The sequence below is a fragment of the Paenibacillus sp. Dod16 genome (genome assembly GCF_049893405.1).
Lineage (GTDB): Bacteria > Bacillota > Bacilli > Paenibacillales > Paenibacillaceae > Paenibacillus_AQ.
Map to the genome: position 1 here is coordinate 1 of NZ_JBNDYG010000001.1, position 16,463 is coordinate 16,463.

The 16,463-nt window shown below is 51.5% G+C and carries 16 protein-coding genes; 10 read left to right on the top strand and 6 right to left on the bottom strand.

From position 1 onward, the window contains the following. Positions 1-25 precede the first annotated feature (25 nt). A complete protein-coding gene (locus ACPV3A_RS00005; protein WP_339296735.1) occupies positions 26-910 on the bottom strand; it encodes a class I SAM-dependent methyltransferase in 885 nt (294 codons plus the stop codon). 203 nt (positions 911-1,113) lie between these two features. Here ACPV3A_RS00005 and ACPV3A_RS00010 point away from each other — a divergent pair, with 203 nt between their 5' ends. From ACPV3A_RS00010 to ACPV3A_RS00025, 4 genes are all read left to right on the top strand, one after another. Continuing rightward, the gene (locus ACPV3A_RS00010) at positions 1,114-1,854 is read left to right on the top strand and encodes an HAD family hydrolase (RefSeq protein WP_220687221.1); all 741 of its coding nucleotides are present in this window, start codon (positions 1,114-1,116) and stop codon (positions 1,852-1,854) included. A 160-nt stretch (positions 1,855-2,014) separates the two neighbouring features. Then, positions 2,015-2,308 (top strand): ArsR/SmtB family transcription factor, encoded by a 294-nt coding sequence (locus ACPV3A_RS00015; RefSeq protein ID WP_426197809.1) that lies wholly within the window; start codon positions 2,015-2,017, stop codon positions 2,306-2,308. 144 nt (positions 2,309-2,452) lie between these two features. After that, positions 2,453-2,950, top strand: a complete 498-nt coding sequence (locus ACPV3A_RS00020; protein ID WP_426197810.1) for an SRPBCC family protein — start codon at positions 2,453-2,455, stop codon at positions 2,948-2,950. 29 nt (positions 2,951-2,979) lie between these two features. Then, positions 2,980-3,381, top strand: a complete 402-nt coding sequence (locus tag ACPV3A_RS00025) for a VOC family protein (protein WP_426197811.1) — start codon at positions 2,980-2,982, stop codon at positions 3,379-3,381. A 167-nt stretch (positions 3,382-3,548) separates the two neighbouring features. On the opposite strand, the gene ACPV3A_RS00030 is transcribed toward ACPV3A_RS00025, so the two are convergent. Next, a complete protein-coding gene (locus ACPV3A_RS00030) occupies positions 3,549-4,373 on the bottom strand; it encodes a helix-turn-helix domain-containing protein (protein WP_426197812.1) in 825 nt (274 codons plus the stop codon). Between the two features lie 136 nt (positions 4,374-4,509). Between ACPV3A_RS00030 and ACPV3A_RS00035 the strand changes: the two genes are divergently transcribed. After that, positions 4,510-6,483 (top strand): glycoside hydrolase family 127 protein, encoded by a 1,974-nt coding sequence (locus ACPV3A_RS00035; protein WP_426197814.1) that lies wholly within the window; start codon positions 4,510-4,512, stop codon positions 6,481-6,483. A 160-nt stretch (positions 6,484-6,643) separates the two neighbouring features. Here the strand turns inward: ACPV3A_RS00035 and ACPV3A_RS00040 are convergent, their stop codons facing one another. Beyond that, positions 6,644-7,120: a glutathione peroxidase gene (locus ACPV3A_RS00040; protein ID WP_194540045.1), complete on the bottom strand. Its 477-nt coding sequence runs from the start codon at positions 7,118-7,120 to the stop codon at positions 6,644-6,646. Between the two features lie 265 nt (positions 7,121-7,385). On the opposite strand from ACPV3A_RS00040, the gene ACPV3A_RS00045 reads away from it, so the two are divergent. Beyond that, positions 7,386-8,306 (top strand): ABC transporter permease subunit, encoded by a 921-nt coding sequence (locus ACPV3A_RS00045; protein WP_426197816.1) that lies wholly within the window; start codon positions 7,386-7,388, stop codon positions 8,304-8,306. A gap of 6 nt (positions 8,307-8,312) precedes the next feature. Then, positions 8,313-9,212: an ABC transporter permease subunit gene (locus ACPV3A_RS00050; protein ID WP_194540043.1), complete on the top strand. Its 900-nt coding sequence runs from the start codon at positions 8,313-8,315 to the stop codon at positions 9,210-9,212. Positions 9,213-9,345: 133 nt separating this feature from the next. Here the strand turns inward: ACPV3A_RS00050 and ACPV3A_RS00055 are convergent, their stop codons facing one another. Both ACPV3A_RS00055 and ACPV3A_RS00060 read right to left on the bottom strand, forming a co-directional pair. Next, on the bottom strand, positions 9,346-10,815 hold the full coding sequence (locus tag ACPV3A_RS00055; protein WP_194540042.1) for an alpha-amylase: 1,470 nt from the start codon (positions 10,813-10,815) through the stop codon (positions 9,346-9,348). 278 nt (positions 10,816-11,093) lie between these two features. Then, positions 11,094-12,137, bottom strand: a complete 1,044-nt coding sequence (locus tag ACPV3A_RS00060) for a YeiH family protein (RefSeq protein WP_194540041.1) — start codon at positions 12,135-12,137, stop codon at positions 11,094-11,096. A gap of 159 nt (positions 12,138-12,296) precedes the next feature. On the opposite strand from ACPV3A_RS00060, the gene ACPV3A_RS00065 reads away from it, so the two are divergent. Together ACPV3A_RS00065 and ACPV3A_RS00070 are read left to right on the top strand one after the other, a co-directional pair. Next, positions 12,297-13,193 carry a LysR family transcriptional regulator gene (locus ACPV3A_RS00065; protein ID WP_426197817.1) on the top strand — a complete coding sequence of 299 codons (897 nt, stop codon included), beginning with the start codon at positions 12,297-12,299 and terminating at the stop codon, positions 13,191-13,193. A gap of 162 nt (positions 13,194-13,355) precedes the next feature. Next, positions 13,356-13,574 (top strand): DUF378 domain-containing protein, encoded by a 219-nt coding sequence (locus tag ACPV3A_RS00070; RefSeq protein ID WP_071218753.1) that lies wholly within the window; start codon positions 13,356-13,358, stop codon positions 13,572-13,574. Positions 13,575-14,034: 460 nt separating this feature from the next. Here ACPV3A_RS00070 and ACPV3A_RS00075 read toward each other — a convergent pair whose 3' ends face one another. Beyond that, positions 14,035-15,069 carry a glycoside hydrolase family 18 protein gene (locus tag ACPV3A_RS00075; protein ID WP_220687230.1) on the bottom strand — a complete coding sequence of 345 codons (1,035 nt, stop codon included), beginning with the start codon at positions 15,067-15,069 and terminating at the stop codon, positions 14,035-14,037. A gap of 422 nt (positions 15,070-15,491) precedes the next feature. Here ACPV3A_RS00075 and ACPV3A_RS00080 point away from each other — a divergent pair, with 422 nt between their 5' ends. Next, complete coding sequence (locus ACPV3A_RS00080; protein ID WP_113057797.1) at positions 15,492-16,463, top strand: ABC transporter permease; 972 nt, start codon at positions 15,492-15,494, stop codon at positions 16,461-16,463.

Genomic DNA, 16,463 nt, shown 5'->3' on the forward strand with positions numbered 1-16,463 from the left:
ATTATCCCTTTCGATGCTTCTTGCTTTATTTAATGCCAAGCCGCATGCGGTAGCTGAGCATAACGGGAAGTGTCCGCCCTTGGAAGTGCTCCTCGACCAGCGCATGGAACTGTGCGATTTTATCGTTCAATTCGGTTTGTTTCAGCTTGAACACGGTCTGGATACCGCCTTGACTGACGGCAAGGCCGGTATATCGTTCGGCGGTGAACGGCTCTATATGATGAAATACGATCTCCTTGGAAAACCGGAACACTCCGCTCTCCCGGATATGCTTCAGATGCTCGTTCTTATTCCCTTTATAGGCCTTTTCCTGTGCCTCCACATGGCGGTCGATGGTGGCCTCTGCCCATTCGATCAGCTCATGGTAGGATTGCTCGACCTTCCAGGTCAGGCTCGGCGGCCAATCACAATCATATACCGCGAATATCCCTTCCTCACGCAGAACGCGGGAAACCTCCTTCAACGTGCTGGCCGGGTCCATCCAGTGGAAGGATTGGGAACAGGTGATGATGTCCGCGGACTGATCCGGGAGCGCCAATTGGTTCGAATAGCCGGAGACAAACCTGATGTCGGCAAGCTGCACACCGTGGCTGCCGTCAGCCTCTTCCTGCAGCGACTGCAGTTTGGCCATGGCCTTGCCCCGCATATCGTCATTCGGTTCAACGCCGATGATCTGGTCCGCTGCGTCTTTCCATGCAAACGAGGATAGTCCCGTTCCGCATCCCAAGTCGACAACGAGAGAGGGCTTGCGCTCCAAATAGCCTGTCAGCAGGGCGACAACCTCCTGGGGAGCTTCGGGGCGATGCTGGTCATAGGTATCCTCAAAGCCGGTGAAACGATCCACGTTGCTGGCACGGTTGCCATCGGGAACGAAATCCTTACTCCACACTTCGGTCATATCCTTGGTCATCATTATTCATCTCCTTATCCGGGTACATAAATCGGGCCTTGCAATTGGAGGTCTTGGCTGCTGCGAGTCAGGATTCATGCTCCAGTTGATGTGTCCTGCCGCTCTAATTCCATCATATCATAGGAAAGGAACTTATTAACAGATAGGCTTGACCCGGGTGGTGCCGATGCGGGTACAATAGAGAGATCGAATGAGGAAGAGGGATGCGTATGAAGACACCAATATCACCGAAGGGAATCTTCTTCGATGTGGATGATACATTGTATGACCATCTGGCGCCTTTTCGCGATGCCGTTCAGAAGGTTGCCCGCCCTGATGGCACGTTTCCATATGAAGCCGCTTATCACCGGATGCGTTATTACAGCGACAAGCTGTCTGTAGAGCTCGGAGGGGCTGGCACGGCGGCATACGGGGAAGCGGTTGAGGATATGCGCAGACGTCGGTTCCAGTTAGCGCTGGCTGAATTCGGCGTAGGGCTGACCCTTGAGGAGGCGGAAACCGTACAGCAAGCCTACCTGGAGCGGCAGTATAACATCACGATGTTTGAAGGCGCCCGGGAGCTTCTTAAGAAATTGACGGATGCCGGGCATGTCGTTGGCTTGATCACCAATGGTCCGGCGGAACACCAGATGAACAAAATCGCGGCTATGCAGCTGGGTGACCTCATACCGGAGGAGCGGTTGTTCGTATCCGGTGCGGTGGGCTGGGACAAGCCTGATCCACGGATATTCCACCATGTGAACCGGCTGACCGGCACGGAGCCGAAGAGCTCCTATTACATCGGCGATTCGTGGCGCAATGATGTGGTTGGCGCATTGGCTGCAGGCTGGCATGTGATTTGGTTCAATCACCGGAGCGTTGGGCCGGAATCGGAGCATCAACCGCAGCATACCGTGGCGAGTTACGAAGAGCTCGAGCGGCTGCTGGATGAGGTTATCGGATAAAAAGGTGGGCGTTCCCTCTGATCCGCTGCCGAAGCGGGATGCTGCCGCATTATTCGAAAAATCTATTGCCAGGCTCTTTAAACGAAGGGCCTGATTTTTTTTTGCACTATATTCAACCGATTGGTTGACTTTATAAAATGGTTCCATTATAGTTAACCATATGGTTGAACAAAATAACGAAGAACAACTGGATCACATCTTCCACGCATTGGCTGATCCGACCCGAAGAGAGATGGTGCGCATGATCGCGGCGCAAGAGATGACCGTATCCGAGCTGGCCGAGCCGTTTGACATGTCGCTTGCGGCAGCTTCCAAGCATATCAAGGTGCTGGAGCGTTCTGGCCTTCTCGATCGATCCATTCAGGGACGGACACATACCTGTCGTCTCAATCCGGGCGTCATGAGTAAGGCGCTGGAATGGCTGCAATTCTACGAGCGATTCTGGACCCGGTAATTTGATGCATTGGAACGCGAGCTGAACAAAGCGAAGAAGGAGGAGCATTAACAGGAATACGGCTGAACATACTGGACAACGATGAGAACGTAGGGAAACAGATCGAACCTAATACCAATTTCAATATGAGAAGGATGATTTACATTGGAGAATGCCTCTACAACCACGCTGGTCATGAAACGCTTGTTTGAGGTAGCGCCGGAACGAGTATTTGATGCCTGGTTAAACCCCGACATGATGCGCAAATGGTTGTTTACGCTGGAAACGACGAATAAGATCGCCCGTAATGATCCTTGCGTGGGCGGAACCTGGGAGATTGTTGACGTTCGGGAAGGCAAGGAGTACCGGGCCATTGGGGAGTACCTTGTAATAGACCGGCCTCACAAGCTGGTGCTTACCTTCAGGATGCCCCAGTTCAGCGAAACCGTGGACCAAATAACGGTCGAGTTCAAACCCGTGGATGCGGGATGCGAAATGACATTCACGCAAGAGATCGTTGTTCCTCACGAGGAGGAATGGACCGCGGAGGATATCGAGAAGGCGCTCACGGAATATCATACCCAAACCGAACATGGATGGGGTTATATGTTTGAGGGATTGAAGCAGCTGCTTGAGACAGGAAAGATGAACGATCCGTCCTAATCAGATGAACAAGGGAGAGTGTTTTGTCCATGAAGAGTGCAACCCCGTTTTTAATGTTCCAAGGTAATGCCGAAGAAGCCATGAACCATTACATTTCCATTATTGAGGATTCCGAAATAACCAGCATCACCCGTTATGGCCCCAATCAGCCGGGAGCCGAGGGAAGCGTCATGCATGCCACCTTTTCGTTGAAGGGGCAAACGTTCATGTGTATCGACAGCAATGTGAAGCATGACTTCACGTTCACGCCTTCCTTCTCCATCTACCTGACTTGCGAATCGGAAGCGGAGATCGAGAAGGTGTATGGGGCATTAATTGATGGCGGAGGTGCGATGATGCCGCTGGACAACTATGGGTTTAGCCAAAAATTCGGCTGGATCGCGGACAAGTTCGGCGTATCATGGCAGCTTAATCTGCCGAATGAAGCGTAACATCACGCAATCGATTCATTAGAGACGGGCCGCGAGGGGTCCGTCTTTTTTTGCGCGGACAACGCATCGTTTAGCTCGATGCTCCGCGAACAAGGACCCGCCGATCCCAACAGCTAATCTGAACCGCGGAATATGGCAATGCGCATCCTGAGGCTCCATATTACTTCTTACTCCGTGTACTGCTTTCGGAATTGCAGCGGCGATAGGCCGAAACGTGCGGAGAAGCGGCGAGAGAAATAGGGCGGATATTGAAATCCCACATGCTCCGCGATTCGAGCCATGGACCACTTGGTGGTCAGCAGCAGCCGCTTCGCCTGGTCCAGGCGGTATTGAAGCAGGTATTCCGTAGGCGTTACGCCGTGAGATTCCTTCATGCAGCGCGTCAGGTAGTTGTAGTGGAAATGCAAGTCGGACGATAAACGTGCGTTGCTGATGGGCTCACGATAATGCATTTTGATATAGGACTCCACCTGCTCCGCGACTTTGCGTACCCGCGATTGTTCCTGATCCGATCTCGACGGGTCCAGCAGCTCCAGCAGCTCGATAAACAGCGTTTGTTCGCGCCAAAATGCCGTGGACCTCGGTTCCGTTGCCAGCAGGTGAAGAGAATCGAACAGCTGATAGGCTTGCTCCGGATAAGGGATAGGGCCATGCCTCGGCAGCTTTATGTTGTGTGAGATCGAATCATCGTGGGCTGCGTCTGATGCTGCGGTCTGAAAATGCAGCCAATAAAAGGAGGTTTCCTCCTGGCACCCCTGCACGGCGTAATGGTATGCATCCGGTAATAATACAATGCAATCCCCTGCGCCAAGCGCCCACTGCATATCCTCCTCGCCCAGGAACAAGCAGCCGCATTGAACCAGGATGAGATCGTAGACGCCAAGGTTTCTCCGGTTGGGATGCGACTCGCCCGGTATATAATGCGTTTTTCCGGATTCAAGGAAGTAGGGGAGCGGCGGTGAAGGAATGGAAAGTACGCTCCGTTCTGTCATGGTATCCCCTCCAGGGAAGTGTGAAATCGTATAAGAATTTAGGTCATTTCTGTTATCGTTTTCATCCTATCATAGAACGTAGAATGGGAAGTGTCGAGGCTTTATCATTCGAATCCTAAAGGAGTGTATATCCAAGATGATAACTCTTACTTCGCGTTCAGCTGCCGTCCCCCTTAAGCAAGTGAAACTGACGGACCCTTTCTGGTCCCGTTACATAGAGCTGGTAAGGGAAGTGGTGATCCCATACCAATATGAAGCCCTCCATGATCGAATTCCGGGCGTGGAACCGAGTTATGGCGTGTCCAATTTTCGAATTGCTGCCGGCAGGGAGGAGGGGGAATTTGGCGGTATGGTGTTTCAGGACAGCGATGTCGCCAAATGGCTTGAGGCTGCGGCTTATTCGCTTGCCATTCATCCGGATCCGAAGCTGGAGGAGCAGGTGGATGAGCTGATCGATCTTGTGGCCGCTGCCCAGCAGCCGGATGGCTATCTGAATACATATTTTACGGTGAAGGAGCCGGAGAAGCGCTGGACCAATCTGACGGATTGCCATGAGCTGTACTGCGCCGGCCATATGATCGAAGCCGGAGTTGCGCATTACCGGGCGACGGGCAAGCGGAAACTGCTGGACGTGGTATGCCGCTTGGCGGATTACATCGATACCGTCTTTGGACCCGAGGATGGCAAAATCCATGGGTTCGACGGCCATCAGGAGATTGAGCTGGCACTGGTCAAATTGTATGAGGTAACCCAGGAGCCGAGATATTTGAGTCTGAGTCAGTATTTTATAGATGAGCGCGGGACGGAACCCCACTTCTTCCTTCAGGAGTGGGAACAGCGAGGGAAGAAGTCATTCTACCGCTCTGTACTGCATCCGCCGCATTTGGCTTATCATCAGAGCCACCTGCCGGTTAGGGAACAGAAGGAGGCGGTCGGGCATTCGGTCCGCGCGGTTTACATGTATACGGCGATGGCCGATTTAGCTGCCAGAACGAAAGACCCTGCTCTGCTTGAGGCTTGCGTTAATCTGTGGCATAACATGGTCCGTAAACAGATGTACATTACCGGGGGGATCGGCTCCACCCATCATGGCGAGGCGTTTACCACGGATTATGACCTGCCGAACGATACCGTATACTCGGAGACCTGCGCATCCATCGGGCTGATCTTTTTTGCCCAGCGCATGCTGCAGCTGTCACCTAAATCGGAGTATGCGGACGTGATGGAGCGCGCGCTGTTCAATACGGTCATTGGCAGCATGGCTCAGGACGGGCGTCATTTCTTCTATGTGAATCCGCTTGAGGTATGGCCTACGGCCTGCCGTCATAATCCGGGCAAGTTCCATGTGAAGCCGGTTCGGCCGGGCTGGTTCGCCTGCGCATGCTGTCCGCCGAACGTGGCGAGACTGCTGTCGTCGCTGGGTGAATACGTGTATACGATGAATGACGATACGCTGTATACCCATCTATACATCGGCGGCGAAGCCGAGGTCAATCTCGGGAACGTGCCAGTGAAGGTAACCCAGACCAGCGCGCTGCCATGGGATGGGAATGTTACGCTTACGATTCAGCCTGAGCAGGCAGCCGAGTGGACCATCGCTCTTCGCATTCCGGACTGGTCGCGCGGCAAAGCCGTTATGCGGGTGAACGGGCAAGAGGTGACCGTGGAGGATATTACCCAAGACGGCTATGCCTACATCAAGAGAGTGTGGGCACCGGGGGACACCGTGGAATTGGCATTCTCCATGGAGATCCATCAAGTAAGAGCCAATCCCAACATACGGGGGAATGCCGGCAAGGCCGCGATTCAGCGCGGGCCGCTGGTATATTGCTTGGAGAGCGTCGATCATGGAGCGCCGGTATCCTCGCTGTCGCTCGCAGGCGATCCGAAGCTTCATTCCCGATTCGATCCGGATCTTCTTGGCGGAGCCGTTGTCATTGAAGGGGAGGGATGGCTTGAAGAGTCTGATGATTGGGGCGATGAACTGTATCGTTCCTCTCCGAAAAAGAGGCTTCCCGCATCATTAAAGGCCATTCCGTACTATTTATGGGGCAACCGCGGCGAGAATGAAATGGCCGTCTGGGTACGCGAGCTGCCGCACACGTTATAAGATCGTACAGCCCGGCTCTTTAGGGAGTTGACCGAGGAGCCAGCATACAAAGGATGCAATGGCAAAGCATGGACGATTCCGAACCACATAACATAAAGGGCTTGCCCAAGGTCGATGGACCTTGGGCAAGCCCTTTTTTATCCGAATCGGCGGCCTGCATTTATAACAGCTTCTTGATATCCTCTTCTATTTTTTCCGGAGTATCCGTTGGCGCAAAGCGCTTGACCACTTTGCCGCTGCGGTCCACAAGAAACTTGGTGAAGTTCCATTTAATCGCTTTAATGCCGAGTGCGCCGGGCGCTTCCCTCGTCAGATGCCTGTAGAGCGGATGAGCGCTTGTGCCATTCACATCAATTTTGGAGAATAGGGGGAAGGTGACGCCATGATTGAGCTTGCAGGCCTCCTCGATCGCGGAGTCCTCCTCCAGCTCTTGATTCATGAACTGACTGCTTGGGAAACCGAGAACGGCCAATCCTTGATCGCGGTAGGCTTGGTGCAGCTTCTCCAGGCCGTCGAATTGAGGAGCAAAGCCGCATTTGGTTGCTGTATTGACAATGAGCATGACGTCGCCTTTATAAGACTCCAGCGTTTGGGACTCGCCGCGTATCGTTTTTACTTCATATTCATAGATGGACATCGCCGTAGAACCTCCTCCAATGAGATGTATATACAATCAGAGTATATTCTTTCGCTGTAGATTGCAATTTGCTAGAAACGGCAGCGGCAATTATATGCTATTTGTATGACAAAAGATGGAATGCAATACATGATGCGGAAATATCAAAAGTAAAATTTTGTATTTTCATCTGGACTTATTTAGGAGATGTATGATAGTAGTAGAATAAGTGCTTAATCGAATGAACCAATAGGGGTACTGCTGAAATCATGTGTGGGAGGACGGTATGAGATTAAAAACGCAAATGCTCAAAACGACGGTGACTAGCCTGCTGGCTTTTATGTTCATCGTCCTCATCGTCCTGGTGCCGAGGGATTTGAATCTGTCGGTGGACGGCTATTTAGTGGTGGCAAACTATTCCTTTGACATGGGTGAGTATGTTACGTATATTCGCGATTTTTTTGCAAATGCCATTCAGAACGGGACACTGGGAGAAACACGGTATATCGGCCAGACCTCGGAAGCGGCTGCTTTCGGAGCCGTCGGCAAAAGCCTGCTGGTTATTGTATCCGCTTTAATCCTTGGATTTGTGTTTGGCATTCTGAAGGGAGTCCTCGACTATAAATTGTCCAAGACCAAATTCAGTGTGCTGGGGCACTGGACCACATGGCTGTTCCAATCCGTTCCGGATTTTTTCCTGATGCTGATCGCCCAGTGGGTGCTTATTAAGCATGTTCCGGCTATCCGCTATTTTGCGGTTGACGGCTGGGAGGCCTTTGTGCTGCCATCGCTGCTCGTGTCGATTTACCCGATTTTCTTCATTGCCCGAATCACTTCGGCTTCTCTGCTTGCGCAGGAGGGCAAGTTATACATACTGCTGGCTAAAGCCAAAGGGCTGAGTGACCGAAAAGTCGTATACAAACATATGCTGCGCAACGGTATCGCGACCATCCTGACCCATCTTCCGGGCCTGCTCGTCTTCATCTTGTCCAATCTGCTCGTGGTGGAATATTACCGCAATTATCCGGGGGCGGCATGGAGACTGTTTCAGGCGCTGGACTTCAACACGTTCAGTGGAACCGGGTCCAATTATGAGCCGGGTGTCATTATCTATATTGCGTTTTCTTTCATGGTGCTGTTCATGATCGTCCAATGGATCAGTCAATCGGCACGCAAGTACTTTGATCCCCGATCAGAAATGAGGTGAGTCGACTTGAAGAATATCCCTTTATGGATTGGCGGCACACTGCTTGCCTTCTTTGTTTTTGTTATGCTGGCGGGGCCGTATATGCCCTTTATCGACAAGGATTTGAAACAGGAAACCTCCAGATGGGTGATGAAGGACGGGAAGCAGAAGCTGACGCTTCCGCCCTATAAGCCTTCTTCGAAGAACTGGCTGGGATCGGATAAGAAGGGGGTCGATAATCTGAGCAAGCTGGTTGTGACCGCCAAGGATACGATCCTGCTTGTGCTGGGGATTACGGCTGTTCGATATGCGATAGGCGTGCCCCTGGGATTGATCGCCCGTAAGAAAAAAGGCTTCGTCCACCGGTTCATTACCTTCTGGAACCAGCTGTGCTCCTATTTGCCGCCGGTCTTCGCTTCGGCTCTGCTGCTTGCGCTGCCATTCTTTCTCTTCTCCCAGCAGCGGATGGGCTGGGCCATTCTGATTCTGGCCGGCGTTGAGGCCGGGCGGGTTGCGATTACGATACAGCAGCAGGCCCACAAAATGGCAAGTGAGCCTTACATGGAGGCCGGAACCGCGTTAGGACTTCGGACGAGAACGTTGACAAAGAATTATTATATTCCGGTCTTGTTCCCCGAGGTGATCGTCAACTTCTGCTTGGATATGGGGAAGGTCATGCTCCTGCTCGGCCAGCTTGCCATCGTGAACATCTTCCTCGGTCATGAATGGAAGGAAGTTAATTATTATGTCATGGAATTCGTGGAGACCGGGTATAACTGGGCGACCATTCTGTCCAAGCATCGAGCGGACATATGGTTAGGGAAGTTTCAATTCGTTGTGTATCCCGCATTTGCCATGATGCTGTTAATCATCACGTTCAACCTGTTAGGCGAAGGCCTGCGCCGTCGTTTTCAGGTTAAAGGCTGATCGGTACGTGGCCGCTAACGCGAATAACCGGAAGGATGAGAGTTTGCGCCAGGTGCTTTCCTATTTATTAGGACTGCCAGTGTCTGGTGAAACCGATCCTTCCGGTTTTTTTGATTGTGTAAAATGCTGCTGTTTACGCTTCTACAGGAATATCCGGGTGAGCCCAGACGGACACGCTGCCGCCGTTCACCGGAAAAAGAGCGAACCCATCCTTGCCGATCGTAATCCGATCCTGCCGTGTACGGGTCAGATCCATCCATATCTCCCCGGCTCGATGCTCGCCGACAAACATCCGCTTATCCCCGGCTTCGCCATTGGCGATGACCACCGCGCAGCCGGAAAACTCGATTTCCGGGATGCCGCGGCGGACCCAGCCGATCGTATTCGGGTGGTCAAAATAATCGTCCTGCTGGCCATACGCCCGATTCGCTCTGGCATACAGCAGCGGGTCAATCGCTTCCTTTTTGCCGGGAATGGGTTTCTCGCCGCCGATTCCGTAATAATCGCCATAGAAGACGGAAGGATAACCGTCCTTTCGCAGCAGGATCAACGCATAAGCGCTCTGCTTGAACCAATCCTCCACCCAGGATTCCAGCGATTCCTGCGGCTGCGAGTCGTGATTGTCCACAAACGTGACAGCATTCATCGGGTGCGATTGGACAAGCGTATCGTCAAAGATCGTCCGCAGGTCGAAGGAACGGCCGGCTTTGGAAGCCGCTTGGAGTTTATAATGAAGAGACACGTCAAACAGATCGATCCTGTAATCCACCGTATCCAGAAAGTCTCGGCAATCCTGAAGCTCGGGATTCCAAAACTCGCCCACGATGTAAAAATCATCTCCGCGCTTTTTCTTCATGGCAGTGGCAAATTCTTTAATGAAGTCATGGTTAATATGCTTGATCGCATCCAGCCGGAATCCGCTGCACTGCAGCGTATCCACCAGCCACTTGCCCCATGCGAGCATTTCCTTGCGTACATCCGGATGGCTGTAATCAAGGTTGGCAAACATCAGGTAGTCGTAATTGCCGAATTCATTGTCAACGTTATCGCTCCATGATTTGTTCTCGCCGACGATCCGGTAAATGCCGGAACGTTTGCTGATTTCGTCGTAATCGGTACCGTTAAAATGAGTGAAATTCCACTGGAACGAGGAGTATTGATCCCCTCGGCCGGGGAAAGTGAATTTGGTCCAACCCTCAATCTCGAATGGCTTTGATATATCCTTGGTCCGATCCATCTCGTCGACCTGTACCACCCGAAACCGCTCGGTTTCATCTGCGCCCGCCTTATGGTTCATGACCAGATCGACATAGACGGCAATTCCGTGCTTGTGGCAGGCCGCGATGGCATCAATCAATTCCTGCTTGGTTCCATATTTCGTGCGAACCGTTCCTTTCTGATCGAACTCTCCCAGATCATAGAGATCGTATATGCCGTAGCCATTGTCCTCTGCGGACGTAGCTTTTGTCACCGGAGGAATCCATACCGCATCGATTCCCGCCTTGCTCAGCTCCGGGGCTGCGTTCTTGAGTCGGTTCCAGTGCGAGCCATCGGCTGCAACATGCCATTCGAAGAATTGCATAATCGTATGATTTCGCTGCATACTTCCATCTCCTCTATCATGATAGCTCTGCATGTTTACTGCATACTAAGCTCAAATACCCAAGAAAGCAGGGGAGCTAAACCTTCCACCCGAAATGGGCGGACCGTCTCCATTTAGTTTTACCCTAAAATGGAAAGAAAAAGACGGGGGTTGTCGTATTGCGGCCATCCTAATATGGCTTGGATCCAGCTATTCACCACAAAAAAACCATCCCCTGCCGAGAATCTATCGCAGGGGATGGTTTTCCGTTTTGTACACTTTGGCTGCCTTTCGCTTACTTATGCCATGGCATAAGTAAGCAGAATCAGCAGCACGGTGGTGATGGACATGGCCAGCAGCGGCCGCCAGGCGCCGCGCACATCCTTCAAGTGGACATTCAGGCCAAGTCCGACCATCGCCATGGCAAGAATGAAGGAGGCTGCCTGAGAAATCGAATCTTTGATCGGCAGGGGAATGATCGGTTGTCCGGTAAATTCCCAGCTTCCCAGTACACTCGCTGCCATGAAGCCCAGCAGAAACCAGGGAAACTCCATCCGTGTATGACTCTGCATACGTCCGGTGCGCTTCATCCAGACCATAAGCGCGATACTGAGCGGTACGAGCAAGAATACGCGTCCCAGCTTCGCGAGCAGGCTAATCGCAAGTGCATCCTCACCTGCTGGAGCAGCTGCCAATGCTACATGGGCGATTTCATGAAGACTGACACCCGACCACACGCCGTATTGGGTGTCTGTTAAGGGAAGCAGCGGCTGGACGAGGGTATAACCGATAGCAACAATGGTTCCAAGAAAGGCAATCAGCCCCGCACCTAGCGCAGTGTCCTTCTCCTTCGCCTTGAGGATCGGGGACACGGCGGCGATGGCCGCCGCACCGCATACACCGGTTCCAATGCCAAGCAGAAGGGACAAGGACATATCGGCTTTCAGCCATTTGGCAATCAGCAGAGTGAGCGCGATGGCAAATATGACGCTGATCACATCCCTCATCATTAAACCCAGGCCTTGCTGGAACACGATGCCGATATTCAGCTTAAGGCCATATAGAATAATTGCTAGACGCAGCAGCCGCTTGGCCGTGAATTGGATTCCTATGCGCAGTCTCTCCGGGTAACCTCGCAGCTGTCGATATACTGCGGCGATGAGAATCGCCCAGGCGAGCTGGCCAAGGTAGCCAAGGCCCGGCATGCTTGCTAATACGTAACCGATGAGAGCGATGACAAAGGTAAAGGCAATGCCGCCTGCTGTGGCGGGCAGCGTATGCTGTGTCCATCGAACCAGACGATGGACGTGTTCTTGTGATTTGGAATAGGCTGGCTCTGTCATTAGATGTAACCTCCGATTCGTTCGGTTGGTCTGAACCCATCGTATCCCATTCCAATGGATAAGAAAAATAAATCATTATAATGATCATCATAAGTAATATGTTATGGTAAATATAACTCATAACCATTCGTGGACATTGCGAAGAAGGAGGCAAAAAGCGTGGATCAACCATTGGAGGTATTCGTTACGGTGGTAGAGAAGGGGAATTTCACCCGTGCGGCGGAGGAGCTGCTGATGACACAGCCCGCGGTAAGCCAATATATCCAAGCGCTCGAGCGGTCTGTGGGCACCAAGCTGCTGGAGCGAACCAATAAATATGTCCGGCTAACCAAAGCCGGAGAGATCGTATACCATCATGCGAAGGACATTCTGGGCCTGTACACCCGCATGAACACGCTTGTGGACGATTTGATGCATCGGGCGAGCGGCATTCTGTCCATTGGCTCCAGCTATACCTTCGGGGAATATATGCTGCCGCATTTGATCGCTTATATGAGGGAACATTATCCCTTGATCCGCCCATCGATTATGATCGGGAACACCACGGAGGTGGCGGAGATGATACTGCGCCATGAGGCGGATATCGGCATCGTGGAGGGGGATTATCAGGATGATAAGCTGCATATCGAGGCTTTTGCCGAGGATGAGATGCTGGTGATGGTTCCCCGGGACGGGCGGTATGATCATCTGCAGGAGCTATCGCTCTCCGAGCTTGCGGATGAGACCTGGATTGTCAGGGAAGCCGGATCGGGCACCCGCGAGGCAACGGAGCGGATGTTCTCACGGTATCATATTCGCCCTCAGCATATCGTGGAGTTCGGTAGCACCCAGCTGATCAAGGAATCCGTGGAGGCAGGCCTTGGCGTCACGCTGCTGTCGCGATGGGCGGTGCGCAAGGAGGTGCAACTCGGAACGCTGCATATGCTGGTACCGAATGGCAGACCGGTGGCACGGCAGTTCTCATGGATTACACAAAAAACACCTTATCATACCAAGGCCGTAGAGGTGTTTCTCGAGCTTTTGCATCATAAACGCGGTTTCCCCAAGGGGGTCTAAAGGAAGAGAATGACCCGGTGCAAGAGCATCCCCGTTAAGGGGATGTTTTTTTGTTCGGACATGATTACATACGCAATAATTGGTTAAAAATAGATACTAAAATCATAGATGAACAAACATGTAACGAATGATGTGAAAATCGGACGTAAGGAGGGTTAAACGATGAGAACATTTAATACAATAGCTTTGCTGTTATTGATTGTTGGAGGCATTAACTGGCTTCTGGTCGGCCTGTTTCAATACGACCTGGTAGCTGCATTGTTTGGTGGACAGAGCTCCATCGGCTCCCGCATCATCTATACGATTGTCGGTCTGTGTGCATTGTACTCGATCCGCTTCTTTGGTGATGTTACGAATGACGACCGAAATACAGCCAGATAGGTTACATTTAATAACATAAAAATGACATAGTTTTCGAGAAATATCCATATCCTCATAGATAAAAAAAGCCTTTCCGTGTTCAGGAATGGCTTTTTTTCTGTCCGAAATCCAAGATTGTCAGTGAATTGTAATCCTCATGTCAGGTGCAAGATCAACATATACAGTATGAAATTTCCAGTGTTTATGAGGCTTTGCATGCTCTATAGTTAAAGATAAAAACGACATATTTACGGGATTTGGAAGGAACTCATAGAATAAAGCCAAGCCATTGCAGCGCAGCAATCGGAAGTTAATGGCATGATAGGAAACATAACGTGATATCTGTCGGCATCCTCCGTGTTGCGTAAACAATGAAATGAAAAGGACTCCTTCACCATTAGGAAAGAGTCCGAACGAATAGCGACATAAAGACACCTGGAGGGGAGTGAAACTGTTACAACTAGGCGGTCCCCACTCTGTTTTATGAGTGGAATGCCTTATACATGGCATCCAGCAGGCTGTGTGTCGCATCACAGCTGTATTCCCAGAACATAATACCAGCCAAGCCTTGATCCTGTACGTATTTGCATTTATGAGTCAGAGATTCAGCATCATCGTAAGTAATGAAGCTGCTGCCATCGAATAAATAAGGCGCTTTGGCTTCGTCGTCCCAGTACCTTTTATAGGAAGGGTTATTAAAATATTCGGCTGCGAGCTGGGTATAGGTCGGACCATAACCACCGGAGGATGGAGCGATTTGGAGGTAGCCGTTGTTCACATCCGGCACATCCTTCCACTTTCTGGAGTAAAATGCGGCCCCGATCACGATTTTCTCACGCGGCACGCCGGCAAGCGTGAACAGGCGGACGGAGGCATCGACGCTGATTCGGAACAGATCGCCAGTTGAGGTGTACAGGTTGGCGTGATGGCCCGTCAGCGTCTGGAATCCGCCGCGCATGTCGTACGTCATCAGCTGAATGAAGTCGAGATAGGGGTGAATGTCACGGATATCGGTGCCATCTATATAATATTGATCGGCCCCGGCTGCGATCGTGAGCAGATAGTGTGTCTCGTCCCGCCCGTATTGATCCAATGTTTCCCGGAGCTCCTTCAGCAGCATCGTGAAGTTCTTCTTGTCATTTGGCGATGCGGTCGTTCCTGCGATCGAGTAGCATGGATACTCCCAGTCCAGATCAATGCCGTCGAACGGAAACTCTTGCAGCAGCTTGATTGCCGATTCGCACACGCTTTGTCTCCCTGCGGACGTTGCTGCCGCTCTCGAGAATCCGTCGGAGCCCCAGCCGCCAACGGACAGCAGGACGATTAATTCGGGATTGACGGCTTTCAGGCGATGGATCTCGTGGATGGTGTTCGTATCGGTATACGTAATCTTGTCTTCTCGGATATGGGCGAAAGCGATATTCAAGTGAGTGAGCCGCTTGGCATCTTCGGTCGTGATCTCGGATAAGACCTTGCGCCCTGCGTAGCCGGCTAAAATCCAGGAGGATGGCTGCATGCGTAATCCCTCATTTCTTTTAGAATATGTCAGTTTTGCTTTTGCGGTTTATTTTTCCAACTTACGGTCAGATATGACATCTGTCAAGGCTCATCCCATTGGCCTGAATGACAATTTATCGGAGGGGAAGGGGGCAAAAACCACATGTTTTCCTGCTTGAAAACGACAATGACAGAAGTGGGTGGGACGTGAAAAGCCCGTCATACCAGCACATTAGGCTATTTTGAACAGACAATAGAAATGACATATTTACGGATCATGCGGCAGTCCATACACTTGGGATGTAAGCGTTAACAATTCTGAAGCGGGCAAGCCGCACGCTAAGGATGTGTGGTCAGGAAGGCTCTTTCTTTTACATTGAACAGGGGTGCTTTTCCGAAAAAACATGGCCGGATTTTCATTAGAAAAGGAGGGGGCAACCTATGCAGCAAGATGGTCAATCCGCCCTGACACAAAGCGTATCGGTTAACACGATGCCGAATCGTAAGAAAAATACATTATGGAGGAGGATGATTCGAAACTGGGAGCTGTATTTGTTTATCGCTCCGGCATTTCTGTATTTTGTCATTTTCCATTATGGGCCGATGTACGGGATCCAAATCGCCTTCAAAAACTTCATCCCGACGTTGGGAATAACGGGAAGCCCGTGGGTCGGATTCGACCACTTCGAACGCTTCTTTAACTCTTATTACTTCTGGGACTTGCTCTGGAATACCTTGAGCATCAGCTTGTATGAGCTGGCCATCGGGTTTCCGCTGCCCATCATTCTGGCATTGGCCTTCAATGAAGTGAAGGATTCATTCTTTAAGCGTACGGTACAGACCGTCACGTATGCGCCACATTTTATTTCAGTCGTTGTTATGTCCGGTATGATCATTACGTTCTTGTCGCCTTCGTCCGGCATGATCGTAAATTTTGTGGAAATGCTGGGCTTTCAGCCGCCGCAGTTCCTGACAGATCCCGCTTGGTTTAAGACTGTGTACGTGCTGTCGGGCGTCTGGCAGAGCGCGGGCTGGGGTACCATTATCTATCTGGCCGCTTTGTCGGGTGTCGATCCGCAGCTGCATGAGGCTGCCGTCGTGGACGGTGCGAGCCGATTCAAACGCATCCTGCATATTAACATTCCGGCGATTGTACCAACGATCACCATTCTGTTGATCCTGAACATGGGCAGCATTTTGGGCGTCGGATTCGAGAAAATCCTGCTCTTGCAGAACCCGCTGAATATGAGCTCTTCCGATGTCATCTCGACTTTTGTTTATCGCTCCGGTCTGGTTGACGCACAGTACAGCTTCTCTACCGCCGTCGGATTGTTCAATTCGGTCATTAATGCGATTCTGCTGATTGCGGTGAACCAAATCGCTCGTCGCACCAGCGAAAACAGCCTGTGGTAG

What these genes read in the sequence shown, in the direction of transcription:
- ACPV3A_RS00025 (WP_426197811.1), top strand. Translation starts at nt 2,980, where the DNA reads ATGAAGAGTGCAACCCCGTTTTTAATGTTCCAAGGTAATGCCGAAGAA.
- ACPV3A_RS00035 (WP_426197814.1), top strand. Translation starts at nt 4,510, where the DNA reads ATGATAACTCTTACTTCGCGTTCAGCTGCCGTCCCCCTTAAGCAAGTG.
- ACPV3A_RS00005 (WP_339296735.1), bottom strand. Translation starts at nt 910, where the DNA reads ATGACCAAGGATATGACCGAAGTGTGGAGTAAGGATTTCGTTCCCGAT.
- ACPV3A_RS00075 (WP_220687230.1), bottom strand. Translation starts at nt 15,069, where the DNA reads ATGCAGCCATCCTCCTGGATTTTAGCCGGCTACGCAGGGCGCAAGGTC.
- ACPV3A_RS00055 (WP_194540042.1), bottom strand. Translation starts at nt 10,815, where the DNA reads ATGCAGCGAAATCATACGATTATGCAATTCTTCGAATGGCATGTTGCA.
- ACPV3A_RS00040 (WP_194540045.1), bottom strand. Translation starts at nt 7,120, where the DNA reads ATGTCCATCTATGAATATGAAGTAAAAACGATACGCGGCGAGTCCCAA.
- ACPV3A_RS00015 (WP_426197809.1), top strand. Translation starts at nt 2,015, where the DNA reads ATGGTTGAACAAAATAACGAAGAACAACTGGATCACATCTTCCACGCA.
- ACPV3A_RS00080 (WP_113057797.1), top strand. Translation starts at nt 15,492, where the DNA reads ATGCAGCAAGATGGTCAATCCGCCCTGACACAAAGCGTATCGGTTAAC.
- ACPV3A_RS00045 (WP_426197816.1), top strand. Translation starts at nt 7,386, where the DNA reads ATGAGATTAAAAACGCAAATGCTCAAAACGACGGTGACTAGCCTGCTG.
- ACPV3A_RS00030 (WP_426197812.1), bottom strand. Translation starts at nt 4,373, where the DNA reads ATGACAGAACGGAGCGTACTTTCCATTCCTTCACCGCCGCTCCCCTAC.
- ACPV3A_RS00060 (WP_194540041.1), bottom strand. Translation starts at nt 12,137, where the DNA reads ATGACAGAGCCAGCCTATTCCAAATCACAAGAACACGTCCATCGTCTG.
- ACPV3A_RS00010 (WP_220687221.1), top strand. Translation starts at nt 1,114, where the DNA reads ATGCGTATGAAGACACCAATATCACCGAAGGGAATCTTCTTCGATGTG.
- ACPV3A_RS00070 (WP_071218753.1), top strand. Translation starts at nt 13,356, where the DNA reads ATGAGAACATTTAATACAATAGCTTTGCTGTTATTGATTGTTGGAGGC.